20 protein-coding genes are annotated in these 17,725 nt (G+C 34.4%); 3 read left to right on the top strand and 17 right to left on the bottom strand.

The window, feature by feature from the left end; genetic code table 11:
* Nucleotides 1-21 precede the first annotated feature (21 nt).
* Complete coding sequence (locus ACTND6_RS00340) at nt 22-597, bottom strand: ferritin family protein (protein ID WP_178175599.1); 576 nt, start codon at nt 595-597, stop codon at nt 22-24.
* A gap of 142 nt (nt 598-739) precedes the next feature.
* Between ACTND6_RS00340 and ACTND6_RS00335 the strand changes: the two genes are divergently transcribed.
* Nucleotides 740-1,339 carry a zinc ribbon domain-containing protein gene (locus ACTND6_RS00335; protein WP_441020875.1) on the top strand — a complete coding sequence of 200 codons (600 nt, stop codon included), beginning with the start codon at nt 740-742 and terminating at the stop codon, nt 1,337-1,339.
* Between the two features lie 33 nt (nt 1,340-1,372).
* Here the strand turns inward: ACTND6_RS00335 and ACTND6_RS00330 are convergent, their stop codons facing one another.
* From ACTND6_RS00330 to ACTND6_RS00310, 5 genes are read right to left on the bottom strand one after another with little or no spacing between them, the layout of a single operon-like run.
* The gene (locus ACTND6_RS00330; protein WP_441020873.1) at nt 1,373-2,599 is read right to left on the bottom strand and encodes a CapA family protein; all 1,227 of its coding nucleotides are present in this window, start codon (nt 2,597-2,599) and stop codon (nt 1,373-1,375) included.
* Complete coding sequence (locus ACTND6_RS00325; protein ID WP_441020871.1) at nt 2,589-3,368, bottom strand: M15 family metallopeptidase; 780 nt, start codon at nt 3,366-3,368, stop codon at nt 2,589-2,591. The genes ACTND6_RS00330 and ACTND6_RS00325 overlap by 11 nt, the downstream gene beginning before the upstream one ends.
* A gap of 19 nt (nt 3,369-3,387) precedes the next feature.
* Nucleotides 3,388-4,089: a 5'-methylthioadenosine/adenosylhomocysteine nucleosidase gene (locus ACTND6_RS00320; protein WP_441020869.1), complete on the bottom strand. Its 702-nt coding sequence runs from the start codon at nt 4,087-4,089 to the stop codon at nt 3,388-3,390.
* 16 nt (nt 4,090-4,105) lie between these two features.
* On the bottom strand, nt 4,106-4,585 hold the full coding sequence (locus ACTND6_RS00315) for an S-ribosylhomocysteine lyase (RefSeq protein WP_441020867.1): 480 nt from the start codon (nt 4,583-4,585) through the stop codon (nt 4,106-4,108).
* Between the two features lie 2 nt (nt 4,586-4,587).
* Nucleotides 4,588-5,127, bottom strand: a complete 540-nt coding sequence (locus ACTND6_RS00310; protein ID WP_441020865.1) for an NUDIX domain-containing protein — start codon at nt 5,125-5,127, stop codon at nt 4,588-4,590.
* Between the two features lie 50 nt (nt 5,128-5,177).
* Between ACTND6_RS00310 and ACTND6_RS00305 the strand changes: the two genes are divergently transcribed.
* The gene (locus tag ACTND6_RS00305; protein WP_441020863.1) at nt 5,178-5,597 is read left to right on the top strand and encodes a nucleoside 2-deoxyribosyltransferase; all 420 of its coding nucleotides are present in this window, start codon (nt 5,178-5,180) and stop codon (nt 5,595-5,597) included.
* 91 nt (nt 5,598-5,688) lie between these two features.
* On the opposite strand, the gene ACTND6_RS00300 is transcribed toward ACTND6_RS00305, so the two are convergent.
* The 3 genes from ACTND6_RS00300 to ACTND6_RS00290 all read right to left on the bottom strand — a co-directional run bounded on the left by ACTND6_RS00300 (nt 5,689) and on the right by ACTND6_RS00290 (nt 8,494).
* The gene (locus ACTND6_RS00300; protein ID WP_320100489.1) at nt 5,689-6,354 is read right to left on the bottom strand and encodes a hypothetical protein; all 666 of its coding nucleotides are present in this window, start codon (nt 6,352-6,354) and stop codon (nt 5,689-5,691) included.
* 67 nt (nt 6,355-6,421) lie between these two features.
* Entirely contained in the window at nt 6,422-6,979 is a 558-nt protein-coding gene (locus ACTND6_RS00295; RefSeq protein ID WP_441020861.1) for a TetR/AcrR family transcriptional regulator, read from the bottom strand.
* Between the two features lie 141 nt (nt 6,980-7,120).
* Nucleotides 7,121-8,494, bottom strand: coding sequence for an MATE family efflux transporter (locus ACTND6_RS00290; RefSeq protein ID WP_441020859.1), 1,374 nt, complete (start codon nt 8,492-8,494; stop codon nt 7,121-7,123).
* A 113-nt stretch (nt 8,495-8,607) separates the two neighbouring features.
* On the opposite strand from ACTND6_RS00290, the gene ACTND6_RS00285 reads away from it, so the two are divergent.
* Nucleotides 8,608-10,077: a family 1 glycosylhydrolase gene (locus ACTND6_RS00285; protein ID WP_178175587.1), complete on the top strand. Its 1,470-nt coding sequence runs from the start codon at nt 8,608-8,610 to the stop codon at nt 10,075-10,077.
* 41 nt (nt 10,078-10,118) lie between these two features.
* On the opposite strand, the gene ACTND6_RS00280 is transcribed toward ACTND6_RS00285, so the two are convergent.
* From ACTND6_RS00280 to ACTND6_RS00245, 8 genes are read right to left on the bottom strand one after another with little or no spacing between them, the layout of a single operon-like run.
* Nucleotides 10,119-10,766: an LURP-one-related/scramblase family protein gene (locus tag ACTND6_RS00280; protein ID WP_441020857.1), complete on the bottom strand. Its 648-nt coding sequence runs from the start codon at nt 10,764-10,766 to the stop codon at nt 10,119-10,121.
* A 17-nt stretch (nt 10,767-10,783) separates the two neighbouring features.
* Nucleotides 10,784-11,908, bottom strand: coding sequence for a beta-aspartyl-peptidase (gene iadA / locus ACTND6_RS00275; protein ID WP_441020855.1), 1,125 nt, complete (start codon nt 11,906-11,908; stop codon nt 10,784-10,786).
* Nucleotides 11,909-11,914: 6 nt separating this feature from the next.
* Entirely contained in the window at nt 11,915-12,298 is a 384-nt protein-coding gene (locus ACTND6_RS00270) for an SLATT domain-containing protein (protein ID WP_441020853.1), read from the bottom strand.
* Between the two features lie 3 nt (nt 12,299-12,301).
* The gene (locus tag ACTND6_RS00265; protein ID WP_178175583.1) at nt 12,302-12,619 is read right to left on the bottom strand and encodes a septum formation initiator family protein; all 318 of its coding nucleotides are present in this window, start codon (nt 12,617-12,619) and stop codon (nt 12,302-12,304) included.
* A 3-nt stretch (nt 12,620-12,622) separates the two neighbouring features.
* Nucleotides 12,623-12,898 carry a S4 domain-containing protein gene (locus ACTND6_RS00260; RefSeq protein WP_178175582.1) on the bottom strand — a complete coding sequence of 92 codons (276 nt, stop codon included), beginning with the start codon at nt 12,896-12,898 and terminating at the stop codon, nt 12,623-12,625.
* Nucleotides 12,885-16,301: a transcription-repair coupling factor gene (gene mfd, locus ACTND6_RS00255; RefSeq protein ID WP_441020850.1), complete on the bottom strand. Its 3,417-nt coding sequence runs from the start codon at nt 16,299-16,301 to the stop codon at nt 12,885-12,887. Before mfd ends, ACTND6_RS00260 begins: the two co-directional genes overlap by 14 nt.
* A 1-nt stretch (nt 16,302) precedes the next feature.
* Nucleotides 16,303-16,875 carry an aminoacyl-tRNA hydrolase gene (gene pth / locus ACTND6_RS00250; RefSeq protein ID WP_441020848.1) on the bottom strand — a complete coding sequence of 191 codons (573 nt, stop codon included), beginning with the start codon at nt 16,873-16,875 and terminating at the stop codon, nt 16,303-16,305.
* Nucleotides 16,872-17,651 carry a hypothetical protein gene (locus ACTND6_RS00245; RefSeq protein WP_441020846.1) on the bottom strand — a complete coding sequence of 260 codons (780 nt, stop codon included), beginning with the start codon at nt 17,649-17,651 and terminating at the stop codon, nt 16,872-16,874. The genes pth and ACTND6_RS00245 overlap by 4 nt, the downstream gene beginning before the upstream one ends.
* Nucleotides 17,652-17,725: the final 74 nt, after the last annotated feature.

Here is a 17,725-nt window from a genome sequence, read left to right as displayed (position 1 = left end):
CTCTTCCAATATCCTTTTTCATTACTTCTTGAAATAACGATTTAACATTCCTAAGAATGCCTGTCCATGTCTAGATTCATCTCTAGCCATTTCATGAATGGAATCATGTAATGCATCTAGATTCATTTCCTTGCACTTCTTAGCAAATGCTGTCTTGCCCTTAGATGCGCCATTTTCAGCAGCAACTCTAGCTTCAAGATTTTCCTTTGTTGATGCAGAAACAACTTCACCTAGCATTTCAGCATATCTGCTGGCATGATCTGCTTCTTCAAATGCTGCCTGTCTATAGTACATACCAACTTCTGGATAGCCTTCTCTCATTGCGACTCTGCTCATAGCTAAATACATACCAACTTCACTGCATTCACCAGCAAATTCATTTCTCAAGAATTCTTTCATGTCTTCTGGTAAATCTTTTGCGACACCAACAACATGTTCACTAGCCCATTCTAGCTTTTCATCTTCTTCTACTGGAACAAACTTATCCTTTCCAGCTTTGCATAGTGGACATTTCCAGTCTTCTGGAAGATCTTCCCACTTTACGCCTTCTTTTTCTTCGTCATAAATATGACCACAAATTGTGCATTTATACTTCATATACACACTTCCTCTCTTTCTACAATTTAGATTAACACTTACTCAATAAATATCAAGATTGATTCACATAAATTTCAGAGAAAGACATTTTTAATTTCACATATTCAATATATGATAATAGGTGAAAAAGGAGGATTTTATCATGTTTAGAAATCCTGGTGGAAAAATTAAATCTTACGCAAAAGTATTATTTTGGATTGGTGTTGTAATCAGCATTATTATTGGAGTGATTGAGATAGGTTCCAGCTTTGTAGCTGCTGCATATAGCTATCAAGGTTCTTTTGGTACTATTTTATTAGGTATTCTTGGCGGCATTTTGACTGTTGCCATTGGAACATTGATTTCCTGGCTGGCAGTCTTAACACTATATGCATTTGGAACCCTGGTAGAAAACTCAGATGAACTTGTTCGTTTAAATGGTGGTATTCCAAGTGGTGATAAAACTGCTGAAAAAATCGAAGTACCTGAAAAAATGCATCAAACATTACACAACATTCAAACAGAACCTGTTGTAAAAGCAACACCTGAAAAGCAAACAGAAGAACCTGTTGAAGAGGTAAAAGAAGAACCAGCAGCAGAGGTTGTCGATGCTCCTGCAGAAGAAACTTCAACAGTTGAAAAAACACCTACTGAAGAAGATACTGCAGTAACTGAAGCAAATGATAAGGTATGTCCAAATTGTGGTGAACATGCTGAAAAAGATGCACATTTCTGCAGAAAATGTGGAACAAAACTAGACTAATTTAAAACAGCTATCAATGATAGCTGTTTTACTTTACTCAAATATTCCACCAATTGTTATATTTGAATCTAATGAAGTAACGATTGCTTTCGATGCCTCATACAATTCATTCACTGTAGTGTAATCTTTATTACATTGTTGTGCCTGTAATGTTTCATCACTTACATTTTTCATTGGATGAACCTGGATATGATATCGTAAAGCAGGATATGTACCTTCCATTGTTGTATACATTAGATCTGCTTTAACGTTATCAATGACAATAGAACCATCTTCTTTTTTGGTGATATCTAAACCTGCACATAATCCCACTAAATTTTCTTGATTTAATTGAGTTGAAATCAAGTTTCCCATTGCATAGAAAACCGGTTTATTATTTACCCATTGGAATGGTTGAATCACATGTGGATGATTTCCAACCACAACATCTGCACCTGCGGATGTCAATTGATCCGCTAAAGTTGTTTGTGTACTATTCACTTCATGTGAATATTCTGTACCCCAATGCATAGATACAATGACAACATCATTTTCACTCTTTGCCTGCCTGATTTTTTCAAGCATTTCTTCTTCATGTCCTGGATAGTAGTTCACTTCCCATGAATAATCAGGATTAATTCCATTTGTATGTTCACAATAGGCAAGAAAAGCAATTTTAATACCATTCACTTCCATTGCAGGAATAGCATTATATTCATCTTCTGTACTGTTCGTTCCACTCATTAAAACATTTGGTTGACTGTTCCAGAATTCTCTTGAACTTTGTACGCCTCTAAATCCCTTATCCAGGCAATGATTATTTGCAGTAGAAATTAAATTAAATCCTTTTGAAACCATATAGCTTCCAAATTCTTTAGGAGAATTAAACGTTGGATAGCCACTTAATCCTAATTCAGTACCACCAAGCAATGTTTCTTGATTGTAATAAGCTAAATCATAATTTCCAACAGCATTTAATACTTCATCAAGCTGTTTTCCAAAATCAAATGTGCCATCTTCATTTTCAGCATCTGTATAAACAGAATCGTGTAATAGCCCATCTCCCGTCAGAAATAAAGAAACTTTATTTTCTTTTGGTTCTTCTGTTTCTACTGGCTCATTTGTTGAAATAACACCTGGATCCTTTCTTATGACTGTTTTATCTTTTTTATTTGCAATCATATGAATCAAAGAAAAGCCACCAGCACATACAACAAGCAAGCTAACTATAACAATGATCAAATTACCGATTTTAAGTTTTCTCTTTCTTCTACTCGGCATAGTTTCCTCCGGATATACCGTAATACTCTTCCATTGTCATATTTGGATCAACATTATATAAAGCTGTTGCTTCTTCAACACCAATATATCTAAAATGCCATGGTTCATACATATATCCTGTAATATCTTGCTTTCCATCTGGATAACGCATTACAAATCCATATTCATGAGCATGTTGTGCAAGCCATTGTCCTTCTGCAGTATTTTCAAAATCACGATTTAAGTTATATCCATTTGCTTCACATGAAATATCTGCTGCTAAACCAGTCTGATGATCTGAATAGCCTGGTCTAGAAGAATATGTATCTGCAGCTTCCTGCCCATCCCTGTTAACATAGTTGTCATAGAGCTGTCGCTGGAAATCTTCGCCACGATACGCTGTGGTAACAACTGGATAAATACCTTCTGCATTTGCCGCATTAAACATGTTTGCAATCGCATCCGCAGCTTCTTGTCTCATCTGAACATCACCATACGCCGTAGAGACACTTAAAGAAACAAGATCCCCTGGGACATATCCATCTGGCAGCTTATGTTTTTTGTTTGCAAATACAAGTACACTGTCTGTACTTGTAAATCTTGGATCCGATTCTGGATCCATTGTCGGCTCTACCGTTGGTTCAACTGTAGCTTCAGGTGTTTCAGTTGGTTCTATAGTACTTGTAATTGGTCGAATGTCTTTTCCACTATCTTTGATCAATATAAATCCGATAATTGTCAGTAATGCTACAAACATTACCACAAATGTTACTAATAGTTTTTTTGTCATGTTAATTATTCTCATGATCCTATTCATGCATGTTAGAAATCATATATTCTACGATCTTTGCACAATGCACGGCAGCTTTTCCTTCAAATTCTTCATAAGAGACAACTGTTTCTTCATCTGCTTTATCAGAAATCGCACGAATAATAACAAATGGAATATCATTTAAATATGCTGCTTCTGCAATTGCACAGCCTTCCATTTCAACACACTCAGCATTGAATGTGTCCTTGATCCAGTTTTTCTTATCTTTTTCACAGATAAACTGATCACCTGTTGTAACTCTACCTTCATATACAGATACTTCAGGTGCAGCTTTTTCAACTGCTTCTTTTGCAAGTTTTCTTAAGTATGGATCAGCTTCAAAGAATACTTTTCCAAGACTAGGAACTTCTCCAATTGCATATCCAAAGTTTGTTGCATTAACATCATGGAAGACTGCATCTGTAGATACAACAACATCACCAACATTGATATCGTTATTCAAAGATCCCGCAACACCAGTATTCAGTACATGTGTTACATGGAATACATCACAAAGAACCTGTACAGACATACCTGCTCTAACTTTACCAACACCACATTTCACCACAACAACATCCATATCGCCAATCTTGCCTTCACAATATTCCTGCTTTGCAACTGTTGTTGTATTTGTAATCTGCATAACTTCTTTTAGATGTGCTACTTCCACATCCATTGCACCAATAATTCCAATTTTCATTCTTTTTCTCTCCTTATTACTTTGGGTATACAAGATGATTTTCATCAATATTTTTTAATGTATTTTCAAGATATCTATTTGCCCAGTATTTTGCCATTGTTAAATTCTGATCAGAATAGTTACCACATTCTACTGGTGTTGCTCCTGGAATCTCTCCTTCAAACGAAACAATAAATTCACACATTTCCTTCACAAGAGATACGACCTCTTTACTTTCATAATCTCCATGTAAAATCATATAGAAACCTGTTCTGCAACCCATTGGCCCAAAATAAACAACACGTTCTTTCATTGTTGGATGATTTCTTAGGAATGTAGCACCAAGATGTTCAATTGTATGAACTTCTGCAGTAGACATGACAGGTTCTTTATTTGGTGTCGTAAATCTCAAGTCAAATGTTGTTAGTACTTCTTCACCAGCATAATCTTTACGGCTGACGTAAACGCCTGGTTCAAGTAGTAAATGATTGATTGTAAAACTAGCAATTCTTTCCATAATCAAATAATACCTCTTCTTTTATTCTCTTTTACTAAGAATGTCATCCCTATTGTTTTCGCATCATGGATTTCACCCTTAACGATCATATCTGTAATTTCATCCAATGTATATTTATATACATTAATATTTTCATCACTGTCTAAATGCTGGCCTTTATATGCACCTTTTTTTGCATAGTACATACCAATCGTTTCACTATCATACGCAGGTGTTGGATACATCAAACCAAGATACTTCCATTCAGTACCTTCATATCCAACTTCTTCCACGATTTCTCTTTTTGCGGTATTGAGATTATCTTCTCCTGCCTCTCTTTTTCCTGCAGGATATTCAAGTGTAACTTCAGATTGTGCATATCGGTATTGTTTTACAAAAAAGAACTTTCCATCTTCATCTTCTAATGCAATACCAACACCACCTGGATGTTCAACCACAACACGATCAACGATTTGTCCATCATCAATTTGTGCTTTATCTTCTCTCAAATTAACGACATTACCTTCATATACATAGCTTTTCGCAAGTGTTTTTTCTTCCATATCATTTTTCCTTTGCCTATAATTATAACAAATCAAGGAGAAACTTTAGTATGAATCAAAAAGTTTATTTTGCGGGCAGTATTCGCGGAGGACAAGATGATATTCAGCTATATCACGATATGATTGAATACATTAAGAAAACAGATATCGTTTTAACAGAACATATTGGAGATATGACACGTTCCATTTCTGAACAATCTAGAAGTGAAGATGCTTTGATTTATGATCAAGATACTTCATGGCTTAGAGAATGTGATTTAGTGATTGCGGAATGTACGCACCCTTCTTTAGGCGTTGGCTATGAAATAGCTTATGCTGAGAAATTTAATAAGCCTGTGTATATCTTCTATCAAAATGAAAGAGCTAAACTTTCCGCAATGTTAAAAGGAGATCCATACTTTCATATTGATACATATACTTCCGAAGAAGAATTATTTCAGAAATTAGATGCAATTCTTAAAGCATTTTAACTTTTGGAGTCATAGAAAGATAAAATAGCTATATAAGGCATAAATATGCACTTTATAGCTATTTTTTGTTTTGTATGTGATTATCGTAATATTAGTTCAATTCCTTCTTCATCGCATTATATCCAATGACAACTGTCCATACATATGCACATGTCTTAGGAATCATCAGCATGCCAATCATTGGAATTGTATCCGCCCATAATACTACTGGAATATAGAAACCAAAGCTTAATACAATTGTCATCCACATCCATTTGAATGCTGTATCGTTGTTTTGCTTAGCACTGGCGTAGAACAATACAATTGTGATCAGACCTATGACTGCGAATGGAATATTTCTATAGATTCCCCAGCTGCGTGGAGCATCCGCACTGAGCCAGTTATTCTGCGGCATCATGCATAATGCAATACGAATTGTGGCAAACAGATATACTGCAATAGTCAGATTCTTCTGTCCCTTGATTTCATATCTTTCACGCCATACATAGTAGAGAAGAACATAGAAAAGTGTCATTGTTACGGAAGTAATCCATTTTCCTAGTCCAAGAGCAACTGTAAAGTTTTCTAAACCAGTTGTACATAATGCAATCATACGTGGAATCAAATGGAAGGAATCTCCTGCACCTAGAACAATTGCCATCCATCCAAACAGTTTAAACTGACGGCTGTTCTTGCTTGATTTGACCATACGAATACCAATCGTAATTACGGATACCAGATAACATACATCGAAGAGTGTTTCAATTATTGCCTGCATAAATTTCTCCTTTTATATTGAACACTGTTCATTTTAGTTCAAAATAGAATCCCATACATAGATGGGATCAATATACTGTTCTGCGTACTACTTCACATACTGCAGATGAATCAAAGTCTTGTTTCAATAAAGCAGAAAGTATCAAAGAAAATAATATTCCTGAAAACTTCTCTGCAGTGAATTCATCTGTAAATGCATCTTTGCGTACTTTTGGATCATTTTTCAAGACACCACAGATACCATCAAGGATATGCTGCCATGCGTGATGCATACGATGAATACCGTCAGATTTATCTTCCTTCATATAGCTGATGGAATGTAATGTGAAGAATCCTGGATATTTTTCATTTCCATATGCCATTCTTTGATAAATCCACTGCACACAGCTTTGGATATCCTGAAATACAGAATCATCTTCTGGTGTATGAAAGATTTCATTCCACACACTTTCAATTGTAGCGCCAACTAGATCTGTCTTAGAATCAAAGTAGTTATAAATAGATCCAATAGAAACGTTGCAAGCTGATGCAACAGATCGAATGCTTACCGCAGCCCATCCTTTCTTTTGAATCAATTTACGACTTGTCTGTAGGATTTCTTCTTTTGACGTTACAACTTTATTCATAATCACCTCAAGCTGAACAATGTTCATTTATAGTATATGCATATTATTCTGTATGTCTAGTATTTTTTATATTTTATTTTTGAATATGAATATACGCAAACAAATATGCATTCAGATAATAAAAAATGTAAGTCAGATGACCTACACTTTCAGCTTCATTTGTTTTTTTACATCCTTGATATAAGAATTACATTCAAAACTGATGAGTAATTCAATTAACATCAAACACCAGATAATTGGTTCACACCAGATAACGGCATTATACTGGAACATAGGAATCAAAAACATTGTAAATAAGATCTTGCCAACACATTCAATCACAGATGAAAATAAAGGCAGGATTTTTGAACCAAGTCCTTGTAAAGCAAATCTTGTCTGCATGAGCATACCTAATATCGCATAGAATGGACCAACAACATATAGGAACTTTGAACCATTTCCTATAATTGTTGGATCATTACTTCCAGAAATCAAATGAATTAGACTAGGTGCACCAAACCAGAGAATTAAAGAACAAACTGCCGCAAATACAACATCAAATAGATAAGCATCCTTCATTGCGCGTAAGATTCTTTCACCTTGATTACTACCCTTATTCTGTCCAATAAATGTAGATAAAGCAACACCAATAGAAATAAACGGAAGATTCATTAATGCATATACTTTTCTAGCTGCAACGTGACCTGCAATAATCTTCGTTCCTAAACCATTAATACCGGACTGTAAGATAATACTGCCAACAGATACAATAGATCCCATTAGTGCCATTGCATATCCCTGTCCTGCCAGGTCTTTCATCATTTCACTATCCCATGCAAAGTCTTCTTTTTGTGGAACCACTTCTTTCACTTTTGTAATCATATAAATGATACAAAGCACTGCACTGATTCCCTGGGAAATAACAGTCGCAATTGCTGCACCTGCAACGCCCATATTGAACCATGCCATACATGCATAGTCTAAAAAGATATTCAATATTGAAGAAAACACCAGGAATACAAGTGGCATAAAAGAGTTGCCAATCGATCTTAAAATACCGGAACAAAGATTATAGGCAAACATTACAAATACAAAGTAGCCAATCACTGAAATATAAGCCAATGCCTGATCCATGATTTCCTGCGGTGTGTCAATTAATACAAGCAATGGTTTTAATAAAAACATGGATAAGATTGTTAATATTAACGTTGTGAAAACACCAATTTCAATGGATCCAGCAACTGCTTTTTTCATCTTATGTGTTTCACCAGAGCCAAACGCTCTAGCAATTACAATTGAAAAACCAGCACCTAAGCTCATTGAAAAACCAACAAGCAATTCAAAGATAGAAGCAGTTGCTCCTACTGCTGCCAATGAATTTTCTCCAAGAACATGTCCAACGATTGCCGTATCTACTGCGTTATACAATTGCTGGAAACAGTTTGAAATAAAAATAGGAATCATGAATATAATCAGATTCTTTAAGATAGGTCCATGTAATAAATCTACAGAACCTTTTACACTTTCTTTACGCATTTTTTACCCCTCAATTCTTTACAATTATAATTTGTGGTCAAACTTAAAGCAATGCTCTTTGAATGCGTTTTCAATTTGTATAAAATAGATATTGAAAGGATGGGGAAATATATATGGCATTTCCAAAAAGTTTTTTATGGGGTGGCGCAGTCGCAGCAAATCAGTGCGAAGGTGCTTATCTTACAGATGGCAAAGGATTATCCTGCGCTGACATGTTAAAAGGAGGTAACGTTTCTACACCTAGAATGTTCTCTCCTGTGATTGAAGAAGGTGTTTATTATCCTTCTCATGAAGCAATTGATTTTTATCATCACTTTAAAGAAGACATCGCATTATTTGCAGAAATGGGATGGACTGTATTTAGACTATCTATCAACTGGTCTAGAATTTATCCAAATGGTGATGATGAACAGCCAAATGAAGCTGGCTTAAAATTCTATGATGAAGTATTTGATGAATGTAAGAAATATGGTATTGAACCATTAGTTACATTATCACACTATGAAATTCCTTGGGGAATTGTTACAAAGTATCATGGTTTTGCTGACCGTAGAGTCATTGATTTATTTGTTAAATACGCTACAACTTGCTTTGAAAGATATAAAGATAAAGTTAAGTACTGGCTCACATTTAATGAAATCAACTGTGGCTTAATGCCTGGTGGTGGTGCATATAATGGCGTTGGATATGTATGTCAGGAAGATCTAGATAATACAGCGCAGCGTCCAGTTGATCAGCTCATTGATAACCCTCAGAAGCGTTTTGAAGCATTGCACAATGAATTTGTTGCAAGTGCAAAGACAGTCATTGAAGGACATAAGATCAATCCTGATTTCATGATTGGTTTAATGATTGCTCATATGTCTTCTTATGGTTTAACACCTGATCCAAAAGATCAATTCAAGAATTTACAGTCTGATGACCGTATGAATAACTTCTGTGGTGATGTCATGGTAAGAGGTGAATATCCATTCTTTGCAGAATCATTCATGAAAGAACAAGGTGTTACTGATACATCTTTCATGGATAATGAAGAAGATAAGAAGATCTTAAAAGAAGGTGTTGTTGACATGTACACTTTCTCTTACTACATGACAAACTGTGTAACAACACATGAAGATGAATTAGCAAAAGGAAATGTATTCTTAGGATGCAAGAATCCATATCTTGAAGCAACTCCATGGGGATGGCAGATTGACCCACTTGGACTACGTTATACATTAAATGAACTTGCCGGAAGATATCCAAACGTACCATTGATGATCGTTGAAAATGGTATGGGTATGATTGATAAGGTTGAAGAAGATGGTTCTATCCATGACTCTTATAGAATTGATTACTTAAGAGATCATGTAAAGGCTATGAAAGATGCCATTGAAAAGGATCATGTAAACTTAATTGGTTATACAACTTGGGGTCCAATTGATCTTGTATCTGCAGGTACAGGTGAAATGTATAAGAGATATGGTTTCATCTTTGTTAATAGACATGATGATGGAACTGGTGACTTCTCTAGAAGTAGAAAAGACTCCTTCTTCTGGTATAAGAAGTGTATTGCTTCCCAGGGTGAAGATTTAGACTAATTAATTCTCTATTGAAAAGGGACTTCGAATGAAGCCCCTTTTTATGATGCTGATGATGAAGCTGATGCATTGCTGCTGGCATTTCGATTTCTTATCATATGCTGTAATGCAATCACAATTGTAATGATTTCTTTTTCTTTGGACACATCATAAATATCAATAGAATATTTATCATGGAGTGAGAATGCTTTTTGGCATACATAAGCAATCGGATGATCATTCTCATCACTCAATAAGAAATTCAGTCTTAAAACATTACCTGTTATCTTCCATCCTAATCCTTCAATATTTGTAATATCTTTCATCAGATGAAATAATTCGTTGCTTAATTCAAAACGCATTCCATCATGCATTGCAATATAATGTCTTCCATGGAAAGAAAACATCTTTCTCGTGATATTAGATATTTCATTTCCTTGTGCATCAAACACTGTTGTATCATCCACAAAAGAAAGAAATTTGCTATTGGAATAATAAACAACCTGATCATTTTCATCTGTTACTTCAGTTGCCTGATGAAATGAAAATACTTCAGTAGAAATGAATAAACTTTTCACGGGTTTGCCATACATTTCCTGTACTTCAATATTGCTGGAATCATTATGATCATGATAGTGAGAAAATAAATTCATACATACCATCATACACATCATGATAATAACAAACAGCAAGACAACACCTGTTTCCATAGGAAGTTCTCCTTTTATCAATACTGATAATAATTTTTCGCAACAATTGCTTTTTCTTTAACGACCTGTTTTCCTAATGCAAATACATCCGTTACATTCAAATCAGTATCTAAGAGTACAATATCCGCATCTTTTCCTTTTTCGATACTTCCCTTTTGTTTTAAAAGTAATGCATCTGCAACATTCTTGGTAATGATAGAAATCGCTGTAGAAATATCTACATGTTCTTCTAGAATCAATGAACGGATAGATGCATATAATGATTCCATTTTACCAACACCCATACCAATGATATTTAAATTCTCATCCCAGATTGGAAATGATCCATTTGCATCTGATGATAATGTAATCTGCTTCAATGGAACGCTCTCTAATGTTTTCTTTAGTAAAGATGGTGTTTTTTCATCTGCTGTAAAATCAATATATCCACCCTTCGAAGCAAAAGCTAATGCATCTTCATATTGGTTCGCAACATGTGTTGGTCTGAATTGTGTAATCGGAATATCCGTTTCCTCTACGATTTCCAAGATTTTCTTATATCCATCTTTTCCTTTTCCAGTATGCATATGAACAACACCAGGTTTATTTGCAAGCAATCCTGCAGTTCTGCATTCCGTTGCCATTCTAGCAAGTTCCTGCTTTAAAGGAGCACTAGAACGATGATCACTGATTGCAACCTTTACACCAATGATTTCATCAATAAATGCAATATCTTTTCCAATAGAACCAGTTAGAGTTGTTGTAGGAATTGCATAGGAACCTGTTAAACAATAAGCACTCATCCCTTGTTCTCTCAATGCTTTTGTTTTCGCAACCAATTGTTCAATAGATTTCACATGTGCATCTGTACCAAGAAGACCAATGACTGTTGTTACTCCATACTGGATACAGTCTGTCATCTGGATTTCACGTATCAAGGAAGAAAAACCATTTTCTCCCCCGCCACCAATAATATGTACATGCTGATCAATAAACCCAGGAATCAAATACTTTCCGCTTGCATCAATTTCTTCATGATCATATGAAAATACAAGATTTGGCTGTATATCAATCATTTTATCGTTACAGATCAATACATCCTGGATTCCTGCATCTTCAGGTGCATATATATGTGCATTTCTAATTACTTTAAATTCATTCATAATTTTTCACTTCAAAAGATCTTCACATCTTTCTACAAAAATAGATTCACTTTCACTCTTATAAATTCCAGCTTTCAGCTGAAAGCATGTTTTTTCTTTTTCTAAACTTTTGGATTTGTTCTCCGCAACAATCGATTTCTTTTCAAAGTCATAGATACGATCTACAAGCAGCGTTGCACAAGAAACAAGTGAACACGAAACAGAAGCAATCAATATTCCTAAATTGATTCCTGTAGATGCACCAACTGCTAATACACCAGCAGCACACGCACTTAAAGCAATCCCTGTAATTGTCAGAATGTTATGTGTATTTTCATAACTCACTGCTTTTGTGTGAGAAGACTTAATCTCTTTTTCAATCTTATCTGTAATGTATGTATCTATGTTCATATGTTATTTATTCTTCTCTGGAAGGTAGAAAATCTGTTCTCCATCCTTGGATAATTGATAGTTGCCTCTTGCATAAGATTCAACATAATCAGGATCCTGCAGCTTTTCTTTTTGTTGTGTGAGATATGTATTCTCGTCTTTCACTTCTTGCAGCTTTGCCTGCACTTCAGCCAGCTGCTGATGCAATTTCACAGTTGTCATACACTCAATAACAACTGTATAAATCATGTAAATAGAAACAGGTATTAAAACAACAGTCATTACTTTGCGAAAAATAGAATATGAATTCTTTTTAATTTTTTTCTTTAATTTCTTTGCCATATACTACTCGTTCCTTTCTTCTTTCTCTACAAATGATTGCGATACAATTTCATACATATCAGAAGCTTCCTGCTTCCTCTTTACTTCCTGAATCGATAAAACACGAACTTCCATTTTACGGCTTCCAAATGTTACGCCAACAATATCCCCAACTAGTACTTCATGTGATGGTTTTACAACTTTACCGTTGATTTCAATTCTTTGATTCAATGCCAGTTCTTTTGATACTGTTCTTCTTTTTAATATTCTTGATACTTTTAAAAACTTATCGATTCTCATGTACAGATTCCTTTGCCTTTTCAATGCATTCTACAGCCATTTTTAAATCATTTTTACCCTTTGGCAGTAACACTATAATACACTGATTTGCATATCGAATTGTGATATCTTTTGAAATTTTAGTGAAAGATTCAAACAATTTCACACCATCAACATGCTGCGAATATAAAGAAGAGAATGTAATTTCCATTTGATTCTTTACTTCTCGATAAGATTGCACAATTGCCTCTTTCAATGCAATATCTAACTCTTTCTTTTCAAATAAAGATCTGACTTCCTTTGGAAGTTTTCCATACTGATCTTCAATTTCACTGCGATATGCTTTTAATTGTTCCTTGCTATCTAGTTTATCTAGCTTTTGATACATATCCAGTTTATCAAAATCATCATTTGTAAACCCATTTGGAATGTAGCTGGATTTTGAAATACTAGGATTAGGTTTTACTTCTTCATGGACAATTTCTTTTCCACTCTTTTTGGCTTCAATTGCTTCTTCCAGCATCTCAATATACATATCAATACCAACCGTATCAATAAAACCTGATTGAGATGGTCCTAATAGATCCCCTGCACCTCGAATTGTTAAATCTCGCATCGCAATCTTATAGCCTGAGCCAAGAGATGCAAATTCTTTGACTGCAGTTAATCTCTTTTGCGCGATTTCTGTTAATTGATGTCGTTCTGGAATCATTAAATATGCATAGGCAAGTCGATCACTTCTGCCAACTCTTCCCTTGATCTGATAGATTTGTGCTAAACCAAAGTTTTGTGCATCTTCAATCAGAATTGTATTTGCATTTGGAACATCAATTCCATTTTCAACGATTGTTGTACAGACAAGAACATCAATTTCATGCTGGTTAAATTGAAGCATAATATCTTCTATTTCTTCTCTTTCCATCTGTCCATGAACACAGCCAATTCTTGCTTCTGGAAGTAAGTGCTGCAGTTTTCTGACACGGTTATAGATTTGTTCGATGTTGTTATATAAATAGAAAACCTGTCCATTTCGACTCAATTCTTTTTCAATCGCATTCTGAATTAATCCATCATTCTTTTCAACAACATATGTCTGAACAGAATAACGATTCATTGGAGGTGTTTCTAATTGAGACAATTGACGAATTCCAACAAGAGACATCTGTAATGTACGTGGAATTGGCGTTGCACTGAGTGTCAATACATCAATTCCATTTTTCATTTCCTTGATTCTTTCTTTATGTTCCACACCAAAACGCTGTTCTTCATCAATGATTAAAAGACCAAGATCTTTAAACTTAATATCTTTACTTAATAAACGATGTGTTCCAATAACAATATCAACTCTGCCTTCTTCAAGATCTTTTAACGTTTTCTTCACTTCACTTTGTGATACAAAACGATTCAATACACGTATTTCAACAGGATATCCTTTATATCGCTTTGTAAATGTCTTGTAGTGCTGTTCTGCCAGGATTGTTGTTGGACATAGCATCGCAACCTGTTTGTTATCACTGACAGCTTTAAAAGAAGCAATGACAGATACTTCTGTTTTACCAAAACCAACATCACCGCATACAAGTCGATCCATTGGTTTATCACTTTCCATATCTTTTTTAATATCTTTCACTGCTTTTTTCTGATCTGGTGTTAATTCAAACATAAACGCATCTTCAAAAATTTTCTGATCAGGTGTATCTTTTGAAAATGCATGACCAATATGTGTTTCTCTATTTGCATATAAAGATATTAAACGATCCGCAATATGTGCAACGTTTTCCTGTAATCTCTTTTTTGTCTTTTCCCAGTCCCCACTGCCGAGTTTATTTAATCTAGGAACAACACCTTCACGAGATACAAACTTACGTACAAGTTTGAACTGTTCTAATGGAACAAGTAATTCTGCATTTCCACGATATATAACTTTAATAAAATCTCTTTTTACACCTTGGAATTCTCTTGTTTCAATTCCTACGTACTGTCCTACACCATACGTTGCATGAACGATATAGTCTCCTGGTGAAAGATCTTCATAGTGATGCAGAACTTCAGCATTTCTAAACTTATTTTCATATCTTCCACGATGATGATGAATTTCAAAGATTTCACTTGCTGTATAGACATGAAAATGATCCCCTATCTGAAATCCTTGCATATAGTCTGCAAGATAAATATTGATACCATCTTTGATTTCACTTTCAGCATCAATCATCTGATATGGAATATGTTCTTCCATACATGTATGAATGACTCGTTCAATTTCTTTTTCATTTAAAGCCAAGACATTCTTTTCTGGTGTATTGATCATCTTTAAGCGAACATCTAATGTTTCATTTGGAATATTTACTTCATGAATATTAGAAATATTATCAATGAATGGATCTTCTTTGATTCTTTTACAATCTAATGCAATTCTAGAATATTCATGAAATAAAGAATACTTTGGAAGCATCTTTCCTTCCTGAACCATTTCTTGCACATATTGTATGGAATCTTCTAAGAAATGTTTAATAGAAGCAGTTACTTCAGATGGATCTGAAAGAATGATGACTGGTGTATCCATATATTCCCATATTCCACTTGCATGATCTAATAAAGCAGTATATGGGTACATTCGTTTTTCAAAAATATGATTTTCCAGTGCATCTAAATCTGCTTCAATTTCAGGATTTGCATTATTTTCTAATAAAGCAGCTGCTTTCGTTTTGATTTCTTCAATTTCTGCATCTGTAAAAAGTACATCTGATGCTGGAACAATCTTAACTTCTTTTACCTGTTTGATTGTTTTTTGACTGCCTTCATCAAAGAAACGAATACTGTCAATTTCAGTATCAAAAAATTCAATACGAATTGGATGATCATAGTTAATGGAATACACATCAACAATTCCACCTCTAGCCGCAAAAGAAAGAGGCTGATCGACATGGGAAGTTTGAGAATAACCTCCATGAATCAATTTTATTTTCAATTGATCCATATCCATTTCTTCCCCTACTTTAATATTGATAATACAGTCTTTAAAGTTTTCAGAAGATGGCAGGAAACGAAGTAAAGCACTTGGACAAGTCACAACGACCTGATGTGGATTTTCCAGTAAAGAAGACATTGTTTCAACTTTGATTGCACTCATTTCAGGAGAAGATGCAATTGCTTCTACACGTAATGACTCATTCGACGCAAAAAGAGCACATTCATCATCTTCGAGGAAAGAAGAAATTCTTTCATATAGACGCTGTGCTTGATACAAATTCTTTTTTACCACAAGAATAGATCTTGGTCGATGCTTGTATGAAGTTGCAATGACAAGAGCTTCCTGGATCGTAGAAGTTAATGGCAGATCAGATAGATTTTTATCTAACAATGATACTGCCGGATTATCTTCTAACTGTTTTAAAAGCCATTGAGGCATTTTATTGTTTGACATATTACTTTTTAATATTGTACTGATTCATGACTTTATCCATAGGCTGTGTAATCCATGCATATGCCGCATCTGCACTATTCTGCAATGCATTGTCAAAATCAGCTTTTTCACTTTTTGGAACTGGAGATAATACCCAGTCAGGTACTAATTTATGATTTCCTTTATCAGAATGTCCTACACCAATACGAATTCTAGGAATATCTGTTGTACCTACATGCGCAATAATAGATTTCATTCCTTTTTGACCACCTGCTGATCCATTCTTACGAATTCTTACTGATCCTGTAGGCAAATCCATATCATCATGCATAACTAGAATATCTGATGGGTCAATATGATAATAATTTACAGCCTGAATAACCGCATTTCCTGATTCATTCATATATGTGAGTGGTTTCATCAATAATACAGATTCACCATCCACTTTAACATTTGCAATCAATGCATTCCATTTTTTTGTTGTGGAAGCAACATTACATTTATCTAAAAGACGATCCATAGCTAAAAAGCCAGAATTATGTCTTGTATTTTCATATTCTTTTCCAGGATTTCCCAAACCTACAATTAATTTCATTGATCCTCCTCTTTTTCTTCGATGTTATCAAATTCCTCTTCTTCTACTGGAGCACTCACTTCTAGACCAAGCTGTTTCATCCATCTTTCACCAATACCACTCTTTGCGAAATTTTCCAGCATTGGTTTACATTCCTCATACTTTTCAGTTTGATCATTTTCTTTATAGATGACTGCTGCTGTTGCATTTGCAATGTTCTTATATAAACCAATTAAAGATTTGGAATATTGATATTGACTATAATCACCAGCTAATAAAGATTCATAGAAAGCTAATCCCTGATCACCTTCTTTTTCATAGAATTGATTAATAGCTTCAGCTTCTACACGTACAAGCTGATTTTTTAAAATATCTTTATACTGGTCCATCTTTTCATTCAGCTTTCTTCTATAGTCAGGCTTTCCATCTTTTTCAAGAATATTTGGAATTCCTAAGTATAAATAAAAGAACGCATCTTCATTTTCTGTAATTTTTACAGAACCATCTTTTTCATGTGTCATCATTCGATCTACATCAATAGAATTCATTACTTCATCAAATTCTTCAAATTCATTATGGAAAGCTAACCCCCAAAGATGAATAACTCTTCCCTTATTTAAAAATTCATTATCATCCTTCATTTCTTCTTCAAACTGCTTCATATTTTCAAAGAATTCTACTTTATCACCAACAGAATTAACTACATCAATTAATTTTTTACTTTTATTTGTTCTTTTACTCATTAGAAACATTCTAACAATCATTAATACTAAGATAAGATAAATAATAATTTGCATTTCTTTCACCTCTTCGTAAATTATACAAAACTTAGCTTTAAATTATAGCGCATTTTCCTTCAAAATCTGAAAAT

Source organism: Bulleidia sp. HCP3S3_C9 (genome assembly GCF_052064035.1).
Classification (GTDB): Bacteria; Bacillota_I; Bacilli_A; order Erysipelotrichales; family Erysipelotrichaceae; genus Bulleidia.
This window is presented reverse-complemented; position numbering and strand designations above follow the sequence as displayed.